Origin of the sequence: Acidovorax sp. Root70 (assembly GCF_001428225.1) — a bacterium.
In the GTDB taxonomy this organism is placed as follows: domain Bacteria; phylum Pseudomonadota; class Gammaproteobacteria; order Burkholderiales; family Burkholderiaceae_C; genus Acidovorax.
In genome coordinates this window covers 151,042-171,922 of record NZ_LMHQ01000008.1, presented here as the reverse complement: position 1 = coordinate 171,922, position 20,881 = coordinate 151,042, and the positions used below count along the sequence as shown (strand labels likewise).

The window sequence follows — 20,881 nt, the reverse complement described above, 5'->3', positions numbered from 1 at the left end:
GAAGCCGAGGCAAACTACTACCGGCAACTCGCCAGTCAGGCCATTGTGGAAGTGGGCTGACTTAAACCAAACAGCCTCCGCAGAAGCCGGGGCGATTCAGTTTGGCTTACCTACCAATCCTCCTTCACCGCCATCACCGCATCCCTCCCCGCCGCAGCCCGCCCCGCCAGCCACGCGGTGACCGTGCCAGACACGATCACCGCAGCACACAACCCCAGCAGCCTCCCCCCCGGCACCGCCAGATCCATCGTCCAGTGAAAACTCTGCGGGTTGACCACGTGCACCAGCACCACGGACACGGCCAGCCCCAGCAGCACGCCCGCCGCCGCACCCACGGCCGTCCACGCAGCGCCTTCGCTGGCCACCACGGTCAGGATCTGCCGCCGCGTGAGGCCCAGGTGGGCGAGCAGGCCAAACTCCTTGCGGCGCGCCAGCACCTGGGCGCTGAAGCTGGCGGCCACGCCGAACAGGCCGATGCCGATGGCCACGGCCTGCAGCCAGTAGGTGACGGCGAAGCTGCGGTCGAAGATGCGCAGCGAGCGCTCGCGGATGGTGGCGGCGGAGCTGAATTCCACCAGGGCCTCGCCGCTGTCGCTAGTTGCGGCTCCCGCCTCAGTGGAGGGCTGGCGGCCGGCTTGCGTTGCAGCGAGCGCGCGGATGGACGACTGCAGGGCTGGCACATCGGTGCCCTCGCTGGGCCACAGGGCCAGGTCGCTGGTGCGGGCGTCGCCGGTCAGGCGCAGCCACACGGCGCGGTCCATCACCACGGCGCCGGTTTGCCGGGCATAGTCGCGCCAGATGCCTGCTATGTAAAAGATAGCTGTTGGCGCATGATTCTCTAGCGCTTGGGCGCTAAAAGCCTTGGAAAGCGCGGGCCACTCCATGCCGGGGCGCAGGCCGTACAGGTCCACCACGGCCTCGCTGATGTACACGCCGGTGCGGCCAGGGGGCACGGGCAGGGCCTCGCCCACCAGGGGCAGGGTCTGCGCTGGCTCATCGCCCAAGGGGCGGCTTAGCACTGTGAGGGCGGGCAGGGTGGGGGACTGCTGCAGCGGGCTGGCGCGCAGGGGCTGCACGCGGTCCAACCCTGGCAGCTGGGCCACCGCTTCTGCAAAGCCTGCGGGCAATAAAGCGGCTTCACCGCCGCCCGTGCCACCCCCACCGATGGCCGAGCGCACATACAGCGGCGACGGCAGCACCGCGTCCAGCCACTGCGTGACCGAGCCGCGAAAGCTGGACACCATCACCGTCAGTGCCACGGCCAGGCTGAGGGATGCGACCACGCCGCCTACTGCGATGGCCGCGCTGCCGCGCATGCGCCGCGCGCGCTCCAGCGCCAGCAGTGGCAGCGCATGGCGTGCGGCCAGGGGCTGCAGCCAGGCCAGTAACCGGGCCATGCCCCAGGGCAGCAGGGCAATGCCTCCCACCAGCAGCAACGCAATGGCCACGTACGCGGCCAGTGGAATGCCAAATACGGGTGGAGCGCTAGTGAGCAGTGCCCCGGTAGCTATCAAAACAATACCAACGGTGCCTTTGTCCATCTGGCTGGCTGCGGCACCCAGGCCCTTCAGGGTCTGGGCTGGGGGCAGGGTCTGCGCGGCGCGGGCGGGCCACCAGCCGCCCGCCAAGGCGGCCGCCACGCCCAGTGCTCCGTACACCAGCGCGGCGGGGGCGCTCCATTGCAGCGCTGGCCGCACGCCCGCAAAGTAGCCGCCGCCCAGGTCGCCGCCCAGCAGTTGCAATGCGGTGGCTGCCAGCGCGGTGCCCAGTGCGATGCCCAGCACGCTGCCCAGCAGGCCCAAGGCTGCCGACTCTGCCAGCACCAGCGACAGCCGCTGTCGCGGCGTGGCGCCCAGCACGGCCAGCAGCGCAAACTGCGGCCCGCGCTGCGCCACGCTGAGGGCCAGCACCGAGAACACCAGAAACGCCCCGGTGAACAGCGCCACCAGCGCCAGCACCGTCAGGTTGACCCGGTAGGCGCGCGACAGGTTGCTGATGCGCTGGGTGGCGTCGCCGGGCTGCGCTAGCACCAGGTTGGCGGGCCAGCCGGGCTGCGCGCGCAGTGCGGCCTCCCACGCGGCGCGGTCGGTGCCGGGCTGCAGTTGCAGGTCGATGCGGGTGAGTGCGCCCGCGCGGCCAAACAGGGCTTGCGCGGCACCAATGTCCATCACGGCCAGCGGCGCGCCGCCAGCGGTCACGGTGCCTGCCACCTGCACAGTGAGCATTGGCTGCAAACCCACCTGCAGCGTGACGCGGGGCAGGGGCGACGATGCATCAGGCGCAGCGGCAGGCAGCCCCAGTGCCTGCAGCGCAGCCGTGTTGAGGAACACCGTGGCGGGGGCGAAGAGGGCGAACCGGTCGGCGCTGTCCCAGGGGCGTGGCACCAGCGCAGGGGCCATGGTGGGTAGCAGCAGTGCATCGGCGCCGAGCACGCGGATGGGAGTGGGAGTGCGAGGTGACGGGTCATTGGCGCCCGCTGCATTCGCGCCCGTTGTGGAGGCTGCCTGCGCCATGGCCGACAACTCCAGCAGCGGGCTGGCGCGGGCCACCTGTGGGTCGGTGGCTAGGCGTTCGTACAGCGCCTCGGGCAGGCTGCCTTGCATGGCGCGCAGCTCCAGGTCGGGCTGGCCGTTGACGGCGCGCACGGCCTGCGAGAACTCGTCCAGCGCAGACGCATTGATCACATGCACCGCAAACGCCAGCGCCACACCGAGCATCACGGCCGCCACCGCTGCGGCGCTGCGCCAGGGGTGGTGGCGCAGGTCTTGCCAGGAGAAGGTGCGGAGCAGGGCGAGCATGGGCTGCATTGTGGCCGCAGGGGCCCGGCGCAGCAGCGTTTGATGCATATCAACCTTGCGTTTTGCACCCTCTTGAAGTGCTGAAAGGCTGCGCCTATCTTGGCATCAGGGTCTGCACTCCTGCGCAGGCTCAGTTGTCCGTTTCAACCCCTTTTCAGGAGCCATAACCATGAACTCTCTCGTGAACCGCGGCAGTCTGTTTGATGACTTTTTCAAGGACATTGCCCCCGGCTTTTATGTGCGCCCGCTGCATGGCGACAACCTGCCTTCGCCCAGTCAGATCAAGGTGGATGTGAAGGAAACCGAAAGCGGCTACACGGTGCAGGCCGAAGTGCCCGGCGTGGCCAAGGAGGACATCCATGTCTCGCTCGAAGGCAATGTGGTGAGCCTGCGCGCCGAGGTGCGCCAGCACGATGAAAAGCGCGAGGGCGAAAAGGTGCTGCGCAGCGAGCGCTACTTTGGCGCTGTGGCCCGCAGCTTTCAGCTGCCTGCCGATGTGGACGCCGCGCAGGCCAAGGCCAAGTACGACAACGGCGTGCTGACGCTGACTTTGCCCAAGAAGGTGAACAAGGCGGCGCAGCGGCTGAACATCGAGTAAGCGCGGCTCACACAACCCTTCTGGCGTTGTTGCTGCGTCTTGTCGTACTAAAAGTACTGCCTGCGACGCAGCGCCTAGCCAGAACCGCTGCGCTGGGTTGTGTGATCCGCTTCAAGTCTTCGCGCGGCCTCCGCTGAGCGCGCGCGAGGCCTAACCGGCGATGCCGCTGGCCGTGAGGCGCAGCACCCGATCGGCCCGTGCGGCGGCAGCGTCGGAATGGGTGACCAGCACCAGCGATGCGCCGTGCTCGCGCGTCTGGGCCAGCAGCAGGTCCATCACGCGCGTGGCGGTGGTGGGGTCGAGGTTGCCGGTGGGCTCGTCGGCCAGCAGCAGGGCGGGGCGGTGCACCAGCGCGCGGGCGATGGCCACACGCTGCAGCTGGCCGCCGCTGAGCTGCTGCGGCAGCCGTGTACCCAACCCTTCCAGGCCCACGGCGGCCAGCATGTGCTGCACGCGGGCCACATCGCTTTGGCCCAGCAGCATCAGCGGCAGGGCCACGTTCTGCGCGACGTCCAGGTGCGGCAACACGTGGAAGGCCTGGAACACAAAACCCACCTGCGCGCGGCGCCACAGGGCGCGGGCAGTGTCGTCCAGCTGGCCCAGGTCGGTGGTGCCGTGGGTAATGCTGCCGGTGTCCCAGGTGTCGAGTCCCGCCAGGCAGTTGAGCAACGTGGACTTGCCCACACCCGAATCGCCCACGATGGCCACAAACTCGCCCGGCGCCACGGCGAACTGCACGTTGGCAAACACCGGCGTGCTGCCGTAGTGCTTGCCCAGGTTCTGCACACGCAGCAGCGTCATGGTGTGCGCTGCTCCAGGCGCTTCAGCACGGCCTGCACCAGGTGGGCCACGGCATGGGGCTGGTCGCAGGCGATGGCGTGGCGCTGCGGCATGCTGCGCAGCCAGGTGATCTGGCGCTTGGCCAGCTGGCGCGTGGCGGCAATGCCGCGCTCGCGCAGGAAGGCGGTGTTCAATGGCGTGCCTGCGGGGCGGCTGGCCTGGAAGTCCAGCTCCTCCCACACCTGCCGGTAGCCCACGCAGCGCATGGAGGGCAGGTCGGGGTGCAGGTCGCCGCGTGCGCGCAGGGCCGTTACCTCGTCAATGAAGCCACCGGCCAGCATGGCGTCAAAGCGCTGGGCAATGCGCTCGTGCAACCAGGCCCGGTTGTCGGGTTCCAGGGAAAAGAGTGCGCTGGCGCCGGTGTTGTTTGTGTTGTCTGCTACTTTTTTGATAGTGTGAAAGCTCGACAGCGGCTGGCCTGAGACATGCCACACCTCCAGCGCGCGCTGGATGCGCTGGCTGTCACCGGGGGCCAGGCGTGCGGCCGTTACCGGGTCTACGCGGGCCAGCTCGGCGTGCAGGGCGGGCCAGCCTTGCTCGGCCGCCTGGGCTTCGATCTTGGCGCGCACCTCCGGGTCGGCAGCGGGCATGTCGTCTATGCCATCAAACAGCGCCTTGAAGTACAGCATGGTGCCGCCCACCAGCAGCGGCAGTGCGCCGCGCGCGCGGATCTCGGCGATGAGCCGGGTGGCGTCTTGCACAAACTCGGCGGCGCTGTAGGCCTGCAGCGGGTCGCGGATGTCGATGAGGTGGTGCGGCACCGCAGCGCGCTCGTCGGGCGTGGGCTTGGCGGTGCCAATGTCCATGCTCCGGTACACCAGGGCCGAGTCCACGCTGATGATCTCGACCGGCCGGCCCTGCTTGCCCAGCACGGCAGCCAGCGCCAGCGCGCCGGCCGTCTTGCCGGATGCGGTGGGGCCTGCCAGAGCGATGGTGGGGAGGGTGTCAGGCGTGCTCACGGGGCGCTCCAAACTTCTGCACCAGGGTCCACGAGATCACGGCCAGTGCTACCGACCAGAACCAGATGCCATTGACCAGCGGCCACACCGTGCCATCGAGCCGCATACCCAGCCAGCCGCCGATGGCAAACGCCGCCAGCATCATCATGAAACCGTTCAACGCCGATGCCACGCCGGCCGCCTTGGGGAAGGGGCCCACCGCACCGCTTTGCCCGCAGGGCTGGTGGATGCCATGCCCCACCATGAACAGGTAGAACGGCAGCGTCAGCGCCCAGGGCTGGTGCCAGCCCATCCAGGCCACCAGCGCCATCAGCGTGCCGCCCCCGGCGCTCAAGGCCCCGGCAATGGCCACCGTGCGCTGCAAGCCAAAGCGTGCCAGCAGAGCGCGGCACACGAAGGTGCCCCCAAAGTAGGCCACGCAGGCCGAGGCCATGACCCAGCCGTACATGGTGCGCGTGAGGCCCAGCACATCGATGTAAACGAACGAGGACGACGCCAGAAACGTGAACAGGCCGCCGTAGGTGGCGGTGGTCTGCAGCGAAAACGCCCAGAAGGTGGGGTTGCGCAGCACGTGCAGCCAAGTGCCCACCAGCGCACGGGGCTGCAGGGCCTGCGGGTTGCGGTGGGCCAGGGTCTCGGGCAAGCGCAAGGCCACCAGCGCCAGCGTGACCACGGCATACACCGTGAGGGCCAGCAGCGCAGCGCGCCAGCCCAGCCATTCACTCAGCAGGCCCCCCATGGGCGCGCAGATACAGGCCACGACGCCGAGCCCCGTCAGCGCCTTGGACATGGCGCGGGCTCCCTCCAGTGGGGTGTACAGGTCGCGCACGATGGCACGCGCGCACATCACCACGGCGCCCATGGCAGCCCCTTGGGCGATGCGCCATAGGATGAGCAGCCCCATGGTCGGCGCAAAGGCGCTGCCCAGCGAGGCCACGGTGTAGATAGTGAGCCCTGCCAGCAGGATGGGGCGGCGGCCAAAGCGGTCAGACAGCGGGCCCCACACCATTTGCGAGCAACCGAACGCCAGCAACAGCCCGCTGAGCGTGAGCTGCGCGGCCGCCATGGGGGCGCCCAGGCTGCGGGTGAGCGCGGGCAGGGCGGGCAGGTACAGGTCGGTGGTGACGGGCTGGATGGACAGCAGCAGGGCCAGCACCAGAATGGCCAGGCCGGGACGGATCGAGACAGGGGCGGCCGCAGACGCTGCGGTGGCGGAGGGGGCAGACATATCTGTCTGAGCGTACCAGAAGGGGTGGGCGCGCCGCTGGCAGGTTGATTGCCGTGGGCCCGTGAGAACTTGCGCAGATTTGTGTATGACAAAGGTCGCACCGGTGACATCCTGGCGAGCGCGGGGCGAAGCACCATGGCGGCGCGGTGGCTGGCGGACCGACTGGCCTTGGACGCTGTTCTGAGGGGTGCCGCGCCCAGATGCTGCACAACACTACATAACGAGGAGACAAGACATGCAAAAGATCCACAGCGCCTCTGTGGCGTACCCCCATACCTCCTCAGTGCGCTCTGCACCGCCCCGGCGTTCTAGTACAGCCGCTGCTACGCTGTGGCAAACTGCCTGCGCCGTGGCGGCGTTGGGTGTGGCCTTGGCGGGCCCAGCCCAGGCGCAGGCCCCGGCATTGCCTGCGCCCGAAACGGTGACGCTGGACAAGCTGGGCTACATGAGCACCTTCCCGCCCGAGGGGGCGCAGCGGGTGGACCTGAGCAACTCGTACAAATACCCGCAGCTGCGCTGGGCCGTGCAGCACCTGCGCGAGCTGCAGCCCACGCGCAATATCCGCAGGGGGGGTGCCGCGCCCTCGGCCCTGCCCGCCGACCCGCGACCACTGGGCACTGTGGCATTCGATGACGACAAGGGCCAGCCCATCACGGTGGACCAATGGTTCACCCGCACCTACACCGATGCCCTGGTGGTGATGCACAAGGGCCGCGTGGTGTATGAGCGCTACGACAACCAGATGAAGCCCTACACGCCGCATCTGCTGTTCTCGGTCACCAAATCGTTCACCGGGCTCATGGCGGCGCAGCTGGTGCACGAGGGCAAGATCGACCCCGAGGCGCTGGTGACCAAGTACGTGCCCGAGCTGGCAGAGTCGGCCTGGGGCGACATGAAGGTGCGCGATGTGATGGACATGACGGGCGCCGTGCGCTTCCGCGAGGTCTACACCGACCCGACCACCGAGATCTTTGGCTACAGCTGGTCCAGCGGCCTGCTGCCCCGTCCGCCGGGCTACCAGGGGCCGACCAACGTGTACGACTTCCTCAAGACGCTCAAGAAGGAAGGCGAACACGGCGCCGGGTTTGTGTACCGCACCGTACATTCGGAGGTGCTGGGCTGGATCGTGTCGCGCGCTACCGGCAAACACTGGGCGGAGCTGATGAGCGACAACATCTGGCAAAAGCTGGACACCGAGGAAGACGCCCATGTGATGGTGGACAGCGTGGGTACGCCCCTGCAGGGCGCAGGCCTTAACGCCACGGCGCGCGACCTGGCGCGGTTTGGCGAGATGCTGCGCCTGGGCGGCAGCTTCAACGGCCAGAAGATTTTTGACAAGGCCGTGATCGACGACACCGCCAAGGGCGGTGACCGCGAGAAGTTCAAGATGGGGGGCATGGCCTTTCGGCCCGGTTACAGCTACCGCAACCAGTGGTGGGTGCTGCACAACGCCGATGGTGCCTACGAGGCTGCGGGCATCCACGGCCAGTTCATCCATGTGAACCCTGCCGCCGAGATGGTGGTGGTCAAGCTGTCGTCGCACCCTGTAGCGGGGGCAGGCTTTACCCACCCGCTCACCCTCAAGGCCTGGGCGGCGCTGGCGCAGGCGGTGCGCCGCTGACGATACGCCTACTTCAGGTGAAACAGCGATGCCACGGCCTCGCGGTACTGCCGCTGCCCCACAGAGTTCGTGTTGTGATGCGAGCCGCCTTCCACCAGCACAAACTGCTTGGGCTCCCGGGCTGCCTCGTACAGTTGGCGGCCCAGTGCGGGGCGGATCAGGCTGTCGTCGCTGCCATGCACCACCAGCAGCGGCGAGCCGATGTCGGCCACCTTGCGGATGGATTCAAACCGCTGCGTGATGAGCGGCGACACCGGCAGCCAGCCCCACTTGAAGGTGCTGACCACGTCGGGAATGCTGGTGAAGGTGCCTTCGACGATGGTGCCCTGCTCGTCGGGCACCTGGCGCGCCAGGTCGATGGCAATGGCACCGCCCAGCGAGTGGCCGAAGATGTAGCGGGGCTTGCCCGGTTGCTGAGCGGCCAACCAATCCCAGGCGGCGCGGGCGTCTTCGACGGCCGTGGCCTCCGACGGCAGGCCCGCGCTGCTGCGGCCAAAACCCCGGTAATCGATGGCCAGCACCGAGAAGCCCAGCTCCTGCATGCGCCGGATGCGGCCCGACGAGCCCGCCACGTTCCAGCGCGCGCCGTGCAGGTACAGCAGCACCGGCGCGCTGGCCTTGCCGTGGGGCAGCCACAGGCCGTGCAGGCGCTCGGCCTTGCTGCTGGTGTCAGAAGTGAAGTCAATCCACACGTCCTGCATGCCTTCGGTGGACTGCGCGCCGCCCCAGCTGCGGTCGCTGGGCTGGAAGATCCATTCGCGCTGCTTGGCGTCGAGTGTGGCGCAACCGACGCTCACGGCCACAACCACTGCGAGGGACACAAGGAGGGGGGCTCTTTTCATCATCCAGCAGATTCTGGCCGAGGCACAAAAGTTCGGTGAGGCTGGGGATACCGTAGGAAGCCGCCGGCAGTCGGGCAGCAGGCGGCGTTGCCGAGCGCTGGCTCGGCACCGTCGCTACCCGCCGTTACGACAACCGGGAGGCCGACTGCATGGGCGAGGACGTGTCGATGGAAAGATCTCCCGCATCCTGCGTGGTCACGCCCGCCGCCAGGCGCACACGCAGTGCCAGGTCGGTGCGCGAATCCGCGTTGTGCAGCGCCTCGTCCAGTGCGATGCGGCCGTCGGTATAGAGCTGGTACAGCGCCTGGTCAAAGGTGCACATGCCGATCTCGGTGCTGTGGCCCATGGCCTCCTTGATGCCCGAGAACTCGCCCTTGGCGATCAGGTCGGCGATGTAGGGCGAGTTGAGCATCACCTCCACCGCAGGCACCAGCTTTTCGTGCAGGCCGGGGATCAGGCGCTGCGAGATCACGCCGGCCAGGTTCAGGCTCAGGTCCATCAGCAGCTGGTGGTGGGCGTCTTCGGGGAAGAAGTTGATGACCCGCTCCATGGCCTGGTTGGCATTGTTGGCGTGCAGCGTGGACAGGCACAGGTGGCCAGTCTCGGCATAGGCAATGGCCTGCTTCATGGTGTTGCGGTCGCGGATCTCGCCGATCATGATCACGTCCGGCGCCTCGCGCAGCGCGTTTTTCAGGGCTTCTTCGTACGACTGCGTGTCGATGCCCACCTCGCGCTGGTCCACCACCGAGCGCTTGTGCGCGTGCAGGAATTCGAGCGGGTCTTCGATGGTGAGGATGTGGCCCGTCACGTTCTCGTTGCGGTAGTTGATCATCGACGCCAGCGTGGTTGATTTGCCCGAGCCGGTGGCGCCGGTCACCAGCACCAGGCCGCGCTTGCGCAGCACCAGCTTTTCCAGCACCTGGGGCAGGCCCAGCGCGGCCAGCGGCGGGATCTTGTTCTTGATGTAGCGCACCACCATGCCGGTTTCGCCGCGCTGCACAAAAACGTTGACCCGAAAGCGCCCCAGGTTCTCGGCCGAGATCGACAGGTTCATCTCCTGCTTGGCCTCGAACTCGCCGATCTGCTTTTCATTCATCACCGAGTAGGCCAATTGCTTGACCTGGCCTGGCAGCAAGGCAGGCATCTTCAACGGGTGCGTAACCCCTTCGATCTTGAGATTGACCGGCGCACCGACACTGAAGAAAAGGTCCGAGCCTCCCTTTTCGACCATGACGTTCAAGAAGCTGAAGATTTCCATGGCGGACTCCCGAAAGTGTGCGTATTTGTTTCCAGGTGCAGCATAGCCTGCACTGCCCTGAGCACCAAAAACAAAGGGGCCGAAGCCCCAGTGATTTGCTGTGTGAACAGGCTCTTGGAACGCAAACACGTTCCAAGGCCCGGCCCTTCCCCCTACACCACGCCCTGCGCCAGCATGGCGTCGGCCACCTTCACAAAGCCGGCGATGTTGGCGCCGTCGATGTAGCTCACGCTGCCGTCAGCCCGCTTGCCGTAGTGCAGGCAGGCTGCGTGGATGCCCTGCATGATCTGCAGCAGGCGGGCGTCCACCTCTTCGCGCGGCCAGGACAGGCGGGCCGCGTTCTGGCTCATCTCCAGGCCAGATGTGGCCACGCCACCCGCGTTGCTGGCCTTGCCGGGCGCATACAGTACGCCTGCGGCTTCAAAGGCCTTGGCCGCTTCGATGGTCGAGGGCATGTTGGCACCTTCGGCCACGCATAGCACACCGTTTTGGATGAGCAGCTTGGCGTCGTTGGCGTCCAGCTCGTTTTGCGTGGCGCAGGGCAGGGCCACATCCACCTTCACATGCCAGGGGCGGACACCAGGCCCGAACTTCACACCCGTGCGAGAGGCGTAGTCGCTGACGCGGCCGTACAGGTGGTTTTTCACGTCCATCAGGATGGCGAGTTTTTCGGGGGTGAAGCCGTCTTCGTCCACCACCGTGCCGCTGGAGTCCGACACCGTCACCACCTTCGCGCCCAGTTCCATCGCCTTTTGCACCGCGTATTGCGCCACGTTGCCCGAGCCCGACACCGACACGCGCAGGCCGTCAAACGAGCGGCCCCGGGTCTTGAGCATCTCTTGCGCGAAGTACACGGTGCCATAGCCCGTGGCTTCGGGGCGGATCAGCGAGCCGCCGAACGACAGGCCCTTGCCGGTGAACACGCTGGCCGCGTTGTTGGCCAACTTCTTGTACATGCCCGCCATGAAACCCACCTCACGGCCGCCCACGCCGATGTCGCCGGCGGGCACATCGGTGTCCGGGCCCACATGGCGGTACAGCTCGGTCACGAACGCCTGGCAAAAGCGCATGACTTCGCCAGGGCTCTTGCCCTTGGGGTCGAAGTCGGAACCGCCTTTGCCACCACCCATGGGCAGCGTGGTCAATGCGTTCTTGAAGGTCTGCTCAAACGCCAGGAACTTGAGCACCGACAGGTTGACCGACGGGTGAAAGCGCAGGCCGCCCTTGTAGGGACCAATGGCCATACTGTGCTGGATGCGGTAGCCGCGGTTGACCTGCACGGTGCCATGGTCGTCCACCCAGGACACGCGAAACATCACGACGCGCTCGGGCTCCACCAGCCGCTCCAGCAGGCCGTGCTCGGCATAGCGCGGGTGCTGCGCGATGAACGGCCACAGGCTTTCCATCACTTCGGTGACAGCTTGCAGAAATTCCGGCTGGCCGGGATTGCGGAGCGCCACGTGGGAAAGGAAGCTTTCGGCGGTCGCGTGTTTCATGGTTCAAAGGGCTTTCAGCATTAAAGGGTCAACAACATCGAAGGCAGCAACGCACCGGTTTGGCGCGCTGCAACATCGAATTATGTCCAAAAGTTATACGTTCATGCCGATGTCTATGCACAATGGTGGGGAATGTGGTCCGGGTATTTGCCACATGTTGGTGCGTTTGGTGCGCGGTCTGGCCGTCATGCGTTTGCAAAACACGGGTCATGGCCTTGTCACATGCCGAGCCCACAGTTCGGCGGTTCTACCAACAACATAGCGAGGAGAAGAGCATGCACATCACTGGTGTGAAATGGGGAGCGCTGGCCTTGGTGGCCACGCTGGCAGCTTGCGGCGGCAGCGATAACTATCCTTACCCCACGTTGAACGGCGACAAGCCCCTGGTCATCGGTCACCGTGGCACGGCGGGCTACCGGCCCGACCACACGCTGGAGGGCTACAAGCTGGCCATCGACATGGGCGCCGACTTCATCGAGCCCGACCTGGTCGCCACCAAGGACGGCGTGCTGGTCGCCCGCCATGAGCCCAACATCACGGGCACCACCGATGTCTCCACCCGCCCCGAATTCGCCAGCCGCAAGACCAAGAAGATGGTTGACGGCGTAGAGGAAGAAGGCTGGTTTGTCACCGACTTCACCCTGGCCGAACTCAAGACCCTGCGCGCCATCCAGCCCCTGTCCGACCGTGACCAGTCGTACAACGGCAAGTTCCAGATCCCCACCTTTGAAGAAGTGCTGGACCTGGCCAAGTCCGAAGGTGCCAAGGCGGGTCGCACCGTGGGCGTATACCCCGAGACCAAGCACCCCACCTACCATGTCAAGCAGGGCCTGCCGCTGGAAGACCGCCTGCTGGCCATCCTGGCCAAGTACGGCTACACCGCCAAGAGCTCGCCCGTCATCATCCAGTCGTTCGAAGTCTCCAACCTCAAGTACCTGCGCACCAAGACCCAGGTGCGCCTGGTGCAGCTGGTGGACGCAGACGATGTGAACCCCGATGGCACCATGTCGCTGGTGGCCCCATACGACAAGCCCTATGACTTTGCCGTGGCCGGTGACTCGCGCACCTTCGCCAGCCTGCTGACCCCCGCTGGCCTCAAGGAAGTCAAGACCTATGCCGACGGCATTGGCCCCTGGAAGCCGTACCTGATCCCCTCCAAGCAAGTGGACGCCAACAAGGACGGCAAGGCCGACGACTTGAATGGCGACGGCAAGATCGACGAACGCGACCGCGTGATGATGGCGCCCACCGACGTGGTGAAGAACGCCCACGCCGAAGGCCTGTTCGTGCACGCCTACACCTTCCGCAACGAAGCCAAGCGCCTGGCCTCGGACTTCAAGGGCGACCCCAAGGCCGAATACAAGCTGTTCTACAACCTGGGTGTGGACGGCGTGTTCAGCGACTTTGCCGACACGGCCAAGGCAGCGCGGGACAACTGAGAATTCATAACGGCAACCGACCGCTACAACGCGGCCCGCTTGCTGTGCAGCCGTTAAAAAGCCCGCTCTGGCGGGCTTTTTTCATGCGGCGGAGTGCGTGGATGGTCAGAACCCCAGCGCAAACCCCACGCTGAGCAAGGTGCGCCCCTGTTGGCGGCCCACGGTGGCGTCGAGCTGCCTGCCGGGCGCCCATTCCCACCGGGCGCCGGTCTGGAACGTGGGGGCGCTGTGCTGGGTGCCAAAGGCTTCCAGGTGCGGGGTGATGGCACCCCAGCTGCGTTCCACCGAGGCGCCCCAGGTGGCGCGCCAGGACTGGCCGCGCTCGCGCTGGCTGCCCAGGTTGGCATTGACCACGCCCCAGGTCGCGGCGCAGGTGCCGATGAGATTGAGCGCCACCACGCTGCCTGCGCTCTGCCCGGCACCTTGGCGCCGGTGCACGACGCCGGCGCTGCTGCCTGCATTGCAGCCTTGTTCTTGCGCGGGGCTCCACAGCCACTTGGCCTGCACGCCTTGCAGGGTGTGGCGCTCGTTGCGGTCACGAGCCAACACGGCGCCCAGCTCCAGTCCAGCGATGGGGGTGAAGGCAGGGGCCATGTACACCGTGCCGGGCTGGCCGCGCTGGCCCTCCCACCACACTTCGAGGTGGCCATGGCCCACCTCGTCCACGCCCGCATCATCCACGGACAGGGGGCGCCCGGCGTGGGCGGGCCAGGCCAGGCACAGGGCAGTGGTGGCCGCCAGCAGGTTTAGGGCGGGTGTAGGAGCGGTGCTGCAACGAGGGGTCATGGAGGGCGATGGGCAATGGCTGGAGGAGAGGGCTCTGGCTATGTCGCGGGCGGTGCGGTGCCCGCCGCTACCGTCCACGCAGGAACAGCGCGTCCAGCTCCTTCATGCTCAGCTGCCGCCAGGTGGGGCGGCCGTGGTTGCACTGGTCGGAACGGTCGGTGGTTTCCATCTGGCGCAGCAATGCGTTCATCTCGTCGATGGTGAGCTTGCGATTGGCCCGCACGGCGCCGTGGCAGGCCATGGTGCCCAGGATTTCATTGCGGGCGCGTTGCACTACGGTGGTGGCGTCGTGTGCGGCCAGCTCGGCCAGCACGCTGCGGGCCAGCTCCACCGGGTCGCCCTGCGCCAGGGTGGTGGGCACGGCGCGCACGGCCAGCGTCTTGGGGGAGAAGGGCACCACCTCCAGGCCCAGCGTGGCCAGCACCTCGGCAGACTCTTCGGCTGTGGCGACTTCCTGTGGCGTGGCGGCGAAGGTGGCAGGGATCAGCAAGGGCTGGCTCGCGATGCGCGCGCCGCTGTCCACCTGGGCCTTCAGGCGCTCGTAGACGATGCGTTCGTGGGCGGCGTGCATGTCCACCACCACCATGCCCTGGGCGTTTTCGGCCAGGATGTACACACCGTGCAACTGGGCCACGGCCTTGCCCAGGGGCCAGGCGGCTTCCTGGCCATCGCGGCCCACGGGCCAGGCCGTGGCCGGGTTGCTGGCGAGGGGTGCGGTCGTGGACGCTGCAGAGGGTGCAGCTACCTCTGCAGGCTGCGCGCCGTCCCACCCCGTGGCAGAAGCGCCGGATGCGCCGGGCATCGCGGGCGCTGCGTTCGCATCGGCCTGGGCCGAAGGTGCCCACAGCCCGCCCACTGCAGCGCCAGACGCTGGCTCAGCCATGGGGCTCGCGGAGGGCGCACCGCGGGGCGCCCACAAGGCCGCCAGATCTTCCACACGGTGACCACGTTCTTCAAATTTGATAGCGGCCTGGGTATTCCACACCGGCGCTTGGGGCGTCTGGGGCTTGAAATGCTCCGCATCACCGGCTGGAGTGGAGTTGGGCGCCGCCGCAGCCGCTGCCAGTGCGGCGGCACGGGGCGCAGCCAGCGCGTTCTCTACCGCATGGCGCACGGCCTGGTGCACCTCGCGGCTGTCCCGGAAGCGCACCTCGATCTTGGTGGGGTGCACGTTCACGTCCACACGCGCCGGGTCGATCTCGACATACAGCGCGTAGATGGGCTGCTTGTGGCCGTGCAGCACGTCTTCGTAGGCGCTGCGGGCAGCGTGGGTGAGGACCTTGTCGCGCACAAAGCGGCCATTGACGTAGCAGTACTGGTGGTCGGGCCGCGAGCGGGCAGCGTCGGGCAGCCCTGCGCGGCCGGTGACGGTGACGGGCCCTACGCGGTGCTGCACAGCAACCGACTGGGTGACGAAGTCTTCGCCCAGCACGTCCGACAGGCGGCGTGCCAGCGCGTCATGGGCGTCCTGCACATCGCCCTGGCCGGGCACGAAGGTGGCGCGCCACTGCTCCACCAGCTTGCCTTCGTGCCAGATGGCAAAGCCCACATCGGGCCGCGCCAGCGCGTGGCGGCGCACCGATTCAATGCAGTGCGCCAGCTCGGTGGCGTCGGTCTTCAAGAACTTGCGGCGCGCGGGGGTGGAGAAGAACAATTCCTTCACCTCCACCGTGGTGCCGGTGCTGCGTGCGGCGGGGCGCAGCTCGCCGCTGCGGGCGTCCAGCAAGAAGGCGCTGGCCTGAGCGGCCGGGCGCGAGAGCAGGGCCATCTCCGACACCGACGCAATCGCAGCCAGTGCCTCGCCCCGAAAGCCCATGGTGGCCACGGTTTCCAGGTCGTTCAGGTTGGTGATCTTGCTGGTGGCGTGGCGGCGCAGGGCCACGGGCAGTTCTTCTTGCGGAATGCCGCCGCCATCGTCTTCCACCGTGATCAGCCGCACCCCGCCTGCCGAAAGGCGCACGGTGATTTGCGTGGCACCCGCGTCCAGCGCGTTGTCCACCAGTTCTCGCACCACCGAGGCCGGGCGCTCCACCACCTCGCCGGCCGCGATCTGGCTGATCAGCTCGTCGGGCAGATCGCGGATGGGGCGGCGCGCGTTGGTGGGGGGGGTAGAGGCAGGTTGCGCCGCAGCGAGGGAGGGAGTGGTGTCGTTCACCCGGGTGATTTTAGGGCGGGGCTGCGCAGGGGTATCGGGCCGGGTCAGGGTGCGATGGGGATAATGCGCCCACCTTTTTTAGCGGCGCCAGGACCCCTTCTTCATGGAACTTGTCACTTTTCTCATCGACTTCATCCTGCACGTGGACAAGTACCTGGAGGCGTTTGTGCAGGCCTACGGCATGTGGGTGTATGCGCTGCTGTTCGCCATCGTGTTTGTCGAGACCGGGCTGGTGGTGATGCCGTTCTTGCCGGGCGACTCGCTGCTGTTCATCGTCGGTGCACTCTGCGGTGCGGGCATGATGAACTTTCCGCTGGCGTGTGCGGTGCTGCTGGCGGCGGCCATCCTGGGCGACCAGTGCAACTACTCGATCGGCCGCTACTTTGGGCCCAAGGTGTTCCAGTGGGAGGATTCGCGCTGGTTCAACCGCCGGGCGTTTAACCAGGCGCATGAGTTTTATGAGCGCTACGGCGGCATCACCATCGTGATCGCGCGTTTCATGCCCTTCATCCGCACTTTCGCGCCCTTTGTGGCAGGCGTGGCCGAAATGGGGCGTGCCAAGTTCACGGCCTACAACGTGGGCGGGGCGCTGCTCTGGGTGCTGGGCATTGCCACGGCCGGATACTTCTTTGGCAACTTTGCCTGGGTCAAGGAGAACCTGGACAAGATCATCTGGGCGATGATTTTTGTGCCCGGCCTGATTGCCATCTTTGGCGCATGGCGCGCCGGACGTCAAGCCCGCGCGGCCTGACCGGCGATTAATTTGCTACCAAAAGAAGAGCGGCAGGCGCATGTGATTCATGCACCTGCCGCTTTTTTGATGCCTGAAGTGGTGTAACGGGCATCAGCCAAGGCGCTCAGGGCCCTGCGGACTGATTAACGGCGGTAGGGGCGACGCTGATCGCGGTCCTCACCCACTTCATGGCCGATCAGTGCGCCAGCTGCGGCGCCGCCAATGGTGCCCACGGGGCCGCCGAAGATGGCGTTGCCGGCAACGCCGCCGACCACGGCGCCCACGCCGGTGCCGACTTGTGCGTTGGTGGGGTTGGAGGCACAACCACCCAGAGCCAGGGCCGCAGTGCAGGTGGTCGCAAGAAGGATGTGACGGATGTTCATGGCGAGATTCCTTGATAGTTGTGGAGTCAGGCCGTGGACCCCAATCCGCGGTGGCGGCTGAAGCTCGACCTGTGCCTCTACTGTGGCTCGTCGTGCCGCCCGCCGGTGTAGGCAGGCGAGGGCGCCGGCTGTAGGACAGGCTCTAAGGGTTTCCCTGCGCCCGGTGCTGTTGCCAATCGCGTTCCACAGGCAGATCATTTCCTTGATTTACAAAATTACACAAGGACACGCGATGACCCAGCACATCCAGCAGGCCGGCCGGGGGGGCGTCGGCGCTCAGTTGACGGTGGCGCAGCAGATCGGTTTGATCGTGGGGGTGGCGGTGCTGGCGCTGGTGGTCGTCCTGGCTTTGAGCCTGGTGCGGGTGCAGCATCTGGGGGCCACGGTGGATCACCTCGCATCTGAGCAGGTGGAGCGGTTGCAATTGGCGCTGCGCTGGCGCAGCAACATTGCCGTCAATTCCACGCGGGTGTTCTCCATCGCCCAGACCGAGGGCGACGACCTGCAGAACTATTTCAAGGAGGCAGTGGCAGCCACCACCGCCGACACCAGCAAGGTGCAAAAACGCTATACCGAACTGGAAAACAGCCCTGAGGGCCTGCGCATCCAGGAGGAGCTGGCCACCATTCGCAAGTCGTACCTGGAGGCCCGCGACAAGTCGCTGGAGCTGAAAAAGGCGGGCGACATGGCCCAGGCCCGCGCTTATGCGCTGGGCACGTTTGCGCCCGTGCTGGACAAGTACAACGCCATTGCCGACAAGATGGTGGATTACCAGGTGCGCCGCTCGGCCGAGCAGGCGGCCGAGGCGGCAGAGCTCATCCGGTCCTACCGCATGACCGTGCTGGTGGCCGGTGTGGCGGGGCTCGCGCTGCTGGTGGTGCTGTCCTGGGTGGTGGTGCAGCGCATCCGCCGCTCGCTGGGGGCGGTGAGCGCAGTGGCGCAGCGGATTGGCGAGGGCGACCTGTCGCATCCTATCGAGGTGCAGGGGCGTGGCGAGGTGGCCGAGATGATGCGGGCCATGCAGGGCATGCAGACCTCGCTGGTGCGCATCGTGGGCGACGTGCGGCACAGCAGCGACAGCATTGCCACGGGCTCCAGCGAGATCGCCATGGGCAATGCCGACCTGAGCCAGCGTACGGAAGAGCAGGCCAGCAACCTGGAGGAAACGGCCGCCTCGATGGAGCAGATCACCAGCACCGTGAAGAACAACGCCGACACCGCGCGCAAGGCGGCCACGCTGGCCGGCTCGGCATCGCAGGCGGCGGTCAAGGGTGGCGAGGTGGTGGGCCAGGTGGTGACCACCATGCAGGACATTTCGGCTGCATCCCGAAAGATCACCGACATCATCAGCGTGATCGACGGCATTGCGTTCCAGACCAACATCCTGGCGCTGAACGCGGCCGTGGAGGCCGCACGTGCCGGTGAGCAGGGTCGGGGCTTTGCCGTGGTGGCCAGCGAAGTGCGCAACCTGGCCCAGCGTAGCGCCGAGGCCGCCAAGGAGATCAAGGCCCTGATCGGCGCCAGTGTGGAGAAGGTGGAAAACGGTACCCAGCTGGTGAGCAATGCCGGGCAGAGCATGCAAGACATCGTCGCCCAGGTGCAGCGGGTGAGCGACCTGATTGGCGAAATCTCCAGCGCCACGGGCGAGCAGACCGTTGGCATCAGCCAGGTGGGCGAAGCAGTGATGCAGCTCGACCAGGTCACCCAGCAGAATGCCGCGCTGGTGGAGCAGAGCGCGGCGGCGGCCGACAGCCTCAAGCACCAGGCAGCGCGGCTGTCAGAGATCGTGAGCGTGTTCCGGCTGGGGTGAACAGGCCCTAATCGCCCTTGCAGTCTGCGGCCGCTCAAGCGGTCTGAGCAGGCCTGAGGCACATCGTGACCAGCAGTGAGGCAGGCTCCACGGCCTTCAGGGAATGCAGCGCGCGCGGCGCCAGGTGCACAAAGTCGCCGGGGTGCAACTGCTGCACGCCCTGCTCGCTGACGAACTCCACCACGCCCTCGACGCACTGCACGGTGGCCTCGCCAGGTGTCTGGTGTTCTTTCATGGATTTGCCAACGGGCAGGACAACCCGCATGACCTCAAGCTGGCCCGCTTTGAGGATGGCGGTGGTGACGGTGTCGGCCAGCCGCGCCCCCAGGGGGCGCACGCTGACGATCTGGCCAGATAGGGCGTGGGGCAGTGCCATGGCGGTTCTCCTTCCTTGCCGGGGCGCGGTGCGCGCCCGGCCGATGAAGGCTACTGTGCCTGCAGTTGGCTGCGCGCGCAAGGTGGGCGAACCACCCCGTGGAGGACGACCGGCCCGGCCTATACCGACCGGCTGCGCGCCAGCGGCGGGTTCTTGGCGAAGTAGCGGGTGATGCCGCGCATCAGCGCGTCGGCCAGCTGTTCCTGGTAGGCGCTGCTGCGCAGGCGGCGTTCTTCGTCAGGGTTGCTGATGAAGGCGGTTTCGACCAGCACGCTCGGGATGTCGGGCGCCTTCAGCACCGCAAAGCCCGCTTGCTCCACGCGCGGCTTGTGCAGCTTGCCCACGTTGCCGATCTCGCCCAGCAGCACGGTGCCGAGCTTGAGGCTGTCGTTGATCTGCGCGGTGGTGCTCATGTCCAGCAGCGCGCGCTGCACATGCTGGTCCTTGGACTGCACGTTGATGCCGCCCACCAGGTCGGCCTGGTTTTCCTTGTTGGCCAGCCAGCGCGCCGCAGTGCTGGAGGCGCCGCCCTGGCTCAGCGCAAACACGCTGGCGCCACGCGCCTCAGGGGTGGTGAAGGCGTCGGCATGGATGCTCACGAACAGATCGGCCTGCACGCGCCGGGCTTTTTGCACGCGGGTGCCCAGGGGCACAAAGTAGTCGCCGTCGCGCGTGAGGTAGGCGCGCATGGGGTTGCCGCCAATGGTGGTGGCGTTGATGCGGTCGCGCAGCAGGTGGGCCACGCGCAGCACCACGTCTTTTTCGCGGGTGCCGGAGGGGCCGATGGCGCCGGGGTCTTCGCCGCCGTGGCCGGGGTCCAGCGCCACGATGATGATGCGGTCGGTCTCGGTGGCTGTGGCGCGGTTGCCGGGGCGTGTGGGGGCGGCCGCGGCGGGGGCTGGTGAGGGGGCCGCAGCCACCAAAGGCGGTGCAGCCGGGGGTGACGCGGGCACGGTGCCGTTGGCGCGCTGGGCAATCAGGTCGCCCAGCGGGTCGTGCTCCGCAGGCGGCGTGGGCGCGCGGGTGGTGGCTGCCGGGGAGGGCGTGGAAGCGGGGGCATCGCGCAGGCGCTCTGCAATCAGTGCCTCCAGCGGATCCACCGGCGCGGCCGGGTAGAGGTCGAACACCAGCCGGTGCCGGTACGCTGCCACGGGGGGCAGCGTGAACACCTGCGGTATGGCCGCCTGTTTGAGGTCTACCACCAGCCGCACTACCCCCGGCGCGTTCTGCCCGACGCGAATACCCGCAATGTTGGGATCGTCGGGCTTCACCTTGGCCACCAGTTCGCGCAGTTCGGGGCTGAGGTCAATGCCCTCGATGTCCACCGCCAGCCGCGGTGGGGTGGTCACGAAAAACTGCTTGGCCACCAGCGCGCCATCGGATTCGATGGTCACCCGCGAATACTCGGGGGCGGGCCAGACGCGCACGGCCACGATGGTGGCGCCGCGTGCAATCTGCTGTGCGCCCAGCAACAGCACCAGGCTGCTGGCGCGCAGCACGGCGCGGCGCGAGGGCAGGGGGGCTTGGCGGGCAGGCAAGGTGGGTTGGTTCACGGCGTC

At 67.0% G+C, this 20,881-nt stretch carries 17 protein-coding genes; 5 read left to right on the top strand and 12 right to left on the bottom strand.

Translation table 11 applies throughout. The features are described 5' to 3' along the window. Positions 1-110: 110 nt before the first annotated feature. Entirely contained in the window at positions 111-2,807 is a 2,697-nt protein-coding gene (locus tag ASD94_RS06325; RefSeq protein ID WP_156391361.1) for an ABC transporter permease, read from the bottom strand. 160 nt (positions 2,808-2,967) lie between these two features. Between ASD94_RS06325 and ASD94_RS06320 the strand changes: the two genes are divergently transcribed. After that, positions 2,968-3,396: an Hsp20/alpha crystallin family protein gene (locus ASD94_RS06320; protein ID WP_056640077.1), complete on the top strand. Its 429-nt coding sequence runs from the start codon at positions 2,968-2,970 to the stop codon at positions 3,394-3,396. Between the two features lie 150 nt (positions 3,397-3,546). Here ASD94_RS06320 and ASD94_RS06315 read toward each other — a convergent pair whose 3' ends face one another. The 3 genes from ASD94_RS06315 to ASD94_RS06305 are packed head-to-tail and all read right to left on the bottom strand — an operon-like array spanning position 3,547 to position 6,423. Then, entirely contained in the window at positions 3,547-4,197 is a 651-nt protein-coding gene (locus ASD94_RS06315; RefSeq protein ID WP_056640074.1) for an ABC transporter ATP-binding protein, read from the bottom strand. Beyond that, a complete protein-coding gene (miaA, locus tag ASD94_RS06310) occupies positions 4,194-5,195 on the bottom strand; it encodes a tRNA (adenosine(37)-N6)-dimethylallyltransferase MiaA (RefSeq protein ID WP_056640071.1) in 1,002 nt (333 codons plus the stop codon). The genes ASD94_RS06315 and miaA overlap by 4 nt, the downstream gene beginning before the upstream one ends. Then, entirely contained in the window at positions 5,182-6,423 is a 1,242-nt protein-coding gene (locus ASD94_RS06305) for a multidrug effflux MFS transporter (RefSeq protein ID WP_056640069.1), read from the bottom strand. Before ASD94_RS06305 ends, miaA begins: the two co-directional genes overlap by 14 nt. A gap of 235 nt (positions 6,424-6,658) precedes the next feature. Between ASD94_RS06305 and ASD94_RS06300 the strand changes: the two genes are divergently transcribed. Next, the gene (locus ASD94_RS06300; protein ID WP_108626901.1) at positions 6,659-8,044 is read left to right on the top strand and encodes a serine hydrolase; all 1,386 of its coding nucleotides are present in this window, start codon (positions 6,659-6,661) and stop codon (positions 8,042-8,044) included. 8 nt (positions 8,045-8,052) lie between these two features. Here ASD94_RS06300 and ASD94_RS06295 read toward each other — a convergent pair whose 3' ends face one another. From ASD94_RS06295 to gdhA, 3 genes are all read right to left on the bottom strand, one after another. Further along, positions 8,053-8,886 (bottom strand): alpha/beta hydrolase, encoded by an 834-nt coding sequence (locus ASD94_RS06295; RefSeq protein WP_056640134.1) that lies wholly within the window; start codon positions 8,884-8,886, stop codon positions 8,053-8,055. 124 nt (positions 8,887-9,010) lie between these two features. Further along, a complete protein-coding gene (locus ASD94_RS06290) occupies positions 9,011-10,144 on the bottom strand; it encodes a PilT/PilU family type 4a pilus ATPase (protein WP_056640066.1) in 1,134 nt (377 codons plus the stop codon). A gap of 152 nt (positions 10,145-10,296) precedes the next feature. Further along, complete coding sequence (gene gdhA / locus ASD94_RS06285) at positions 10,297-11,640, bottom strand: NADP-specific glutamate dehydrogenase (RefSeq protein WP_056640063.1); 1,344 nt, start codon at positions 11,638-11,640, stop codon at positions 10,297-10,299. Between the two features lie 275 nt (positions 11,641-11,915). On the opposite strand from gdhA, the gene ASD94_RS06280 reads away from it, so the two are divergent. Continuing rightward, positions 11,916-13,079 (top strand): glycerophosphodiester phosphodiesterase, encoded by a 1,164-nt coding sequence (locus tag ASD94_RS06280; protein ID WP_056640060.1) that lies wholly within the window; start codon positions 11,916-11,918, stop codon positions 13,077-13,079. Between the two features lie 105 nt (positions 13,080-13,184). On the opposite strand, the gene ASD94_RS06275 is transcribed toward ASD94_RS06280, so the two are convergent. After that, complete coding sequence (locus ASD94_RS06275; RefSeq protein ID WP_056640057.1) at positions 13,185-13,865, bottom strand: hypothetical protein; 681 nt, start codon at positions 13,863-13,865, stop codon at positions 13,185-13,187. Between the two features lie 67 nt (positions 13,866-13,932). After that, the gene (mutL, locus tag ASD94_RS06270; RefSeq protein WP_056640054.1) at positions 13,933-16,020 is read right to left on the bottom strand and encodes a DNA mismatch repair endonuclease MutL; all 2,088 of its coding nucleotides are present in this window, start codon (positions 16,018-16,020) and stop codon (positions 13,933-13,935) included. 103 nt (positions 16,021-16,123) lie between these two features. Here mutL and ASD94_RS06265 point away from each other — a divergent pair, with 103 nt between their 5' ends. Continuing rightward, entirely contained in the window at positions 16,124-16,771 is a 648-nt protein-coding gene (locus ASD94_RS06265) for a DedA family protein (protein ID WP_056640051.1), read from the top strand. Positions 16,772-16,896: 125 nt separating this feature from the next. Here the strand turns inward: ASD94_RS06265 and ASD94_RS06260 are convergent, their stop codons facing one another. After that, positions 16,897-17,136 carry a glycine zipper 2TM domain-containing protein gene (locus ASD94_RS06260; protein ID WP_056061634.1) on the bottom strand — a complete coding sequence of 80 codons (240 nt, stop codon included), beginning with the start codon at positions 17,134-17,136 and terminating at the stop codon, positions 16,897-16,899. Positions 17,137-17,368: 232 nt separating this feature from the next. On the opposite strand from ASD94_RS06260, the gene ASD94_RS06255 reads away from it, so the two are divergent. Next, positions 17,369-18,946 (top strand): methyl-accepting chemotaxis protein, encoded by a 1,578-nt coding sequence (locus ASD94_RS06255; protein ID WP_056640048.1) that lies wholly within the window; start codon positions 17,369-17,371, stop codon positions 18,944-18,946. A 34-nt stretch (positions 18,947-18,980) separates the two neighbouring features. On the opposite strand, the gene ASD94_RS06250 is transcribed toward ASD94_RS06255, so the two are convergent. Both ASD94_RS06250 and ASD94_RS06245 read right to left on the bottom strand, forming a co-directional pair. Then, positions 18,981-19,322: a cupin domain-containing protein gene (locus ASD94_RS06250; protein ID WP_056640046.1), complete on the bottom strand. Its 342-nt coding sequence runs from the start codon at positions 19,320-19,322 to the stop codon at positions 18,981-18,983. 119 nt (positions 19,323-19,441) lie between these two features. Beyond that, positions 19,442-20,875 carry an N-acetylmuramoyl-L-alanine amidase gene (locus tag ASD94_RS06245; protein WP_056640043.1) on the bottom strand — a complete coding sequence of 478 codons (1,434 nt, stop codon included), beginning with the start codon at positions 20,873-20,875 and terminating at the stop codon, positions 19,442-19,444. Positions 20,876-20,881 lie beyond the last annotated feature (6 nt).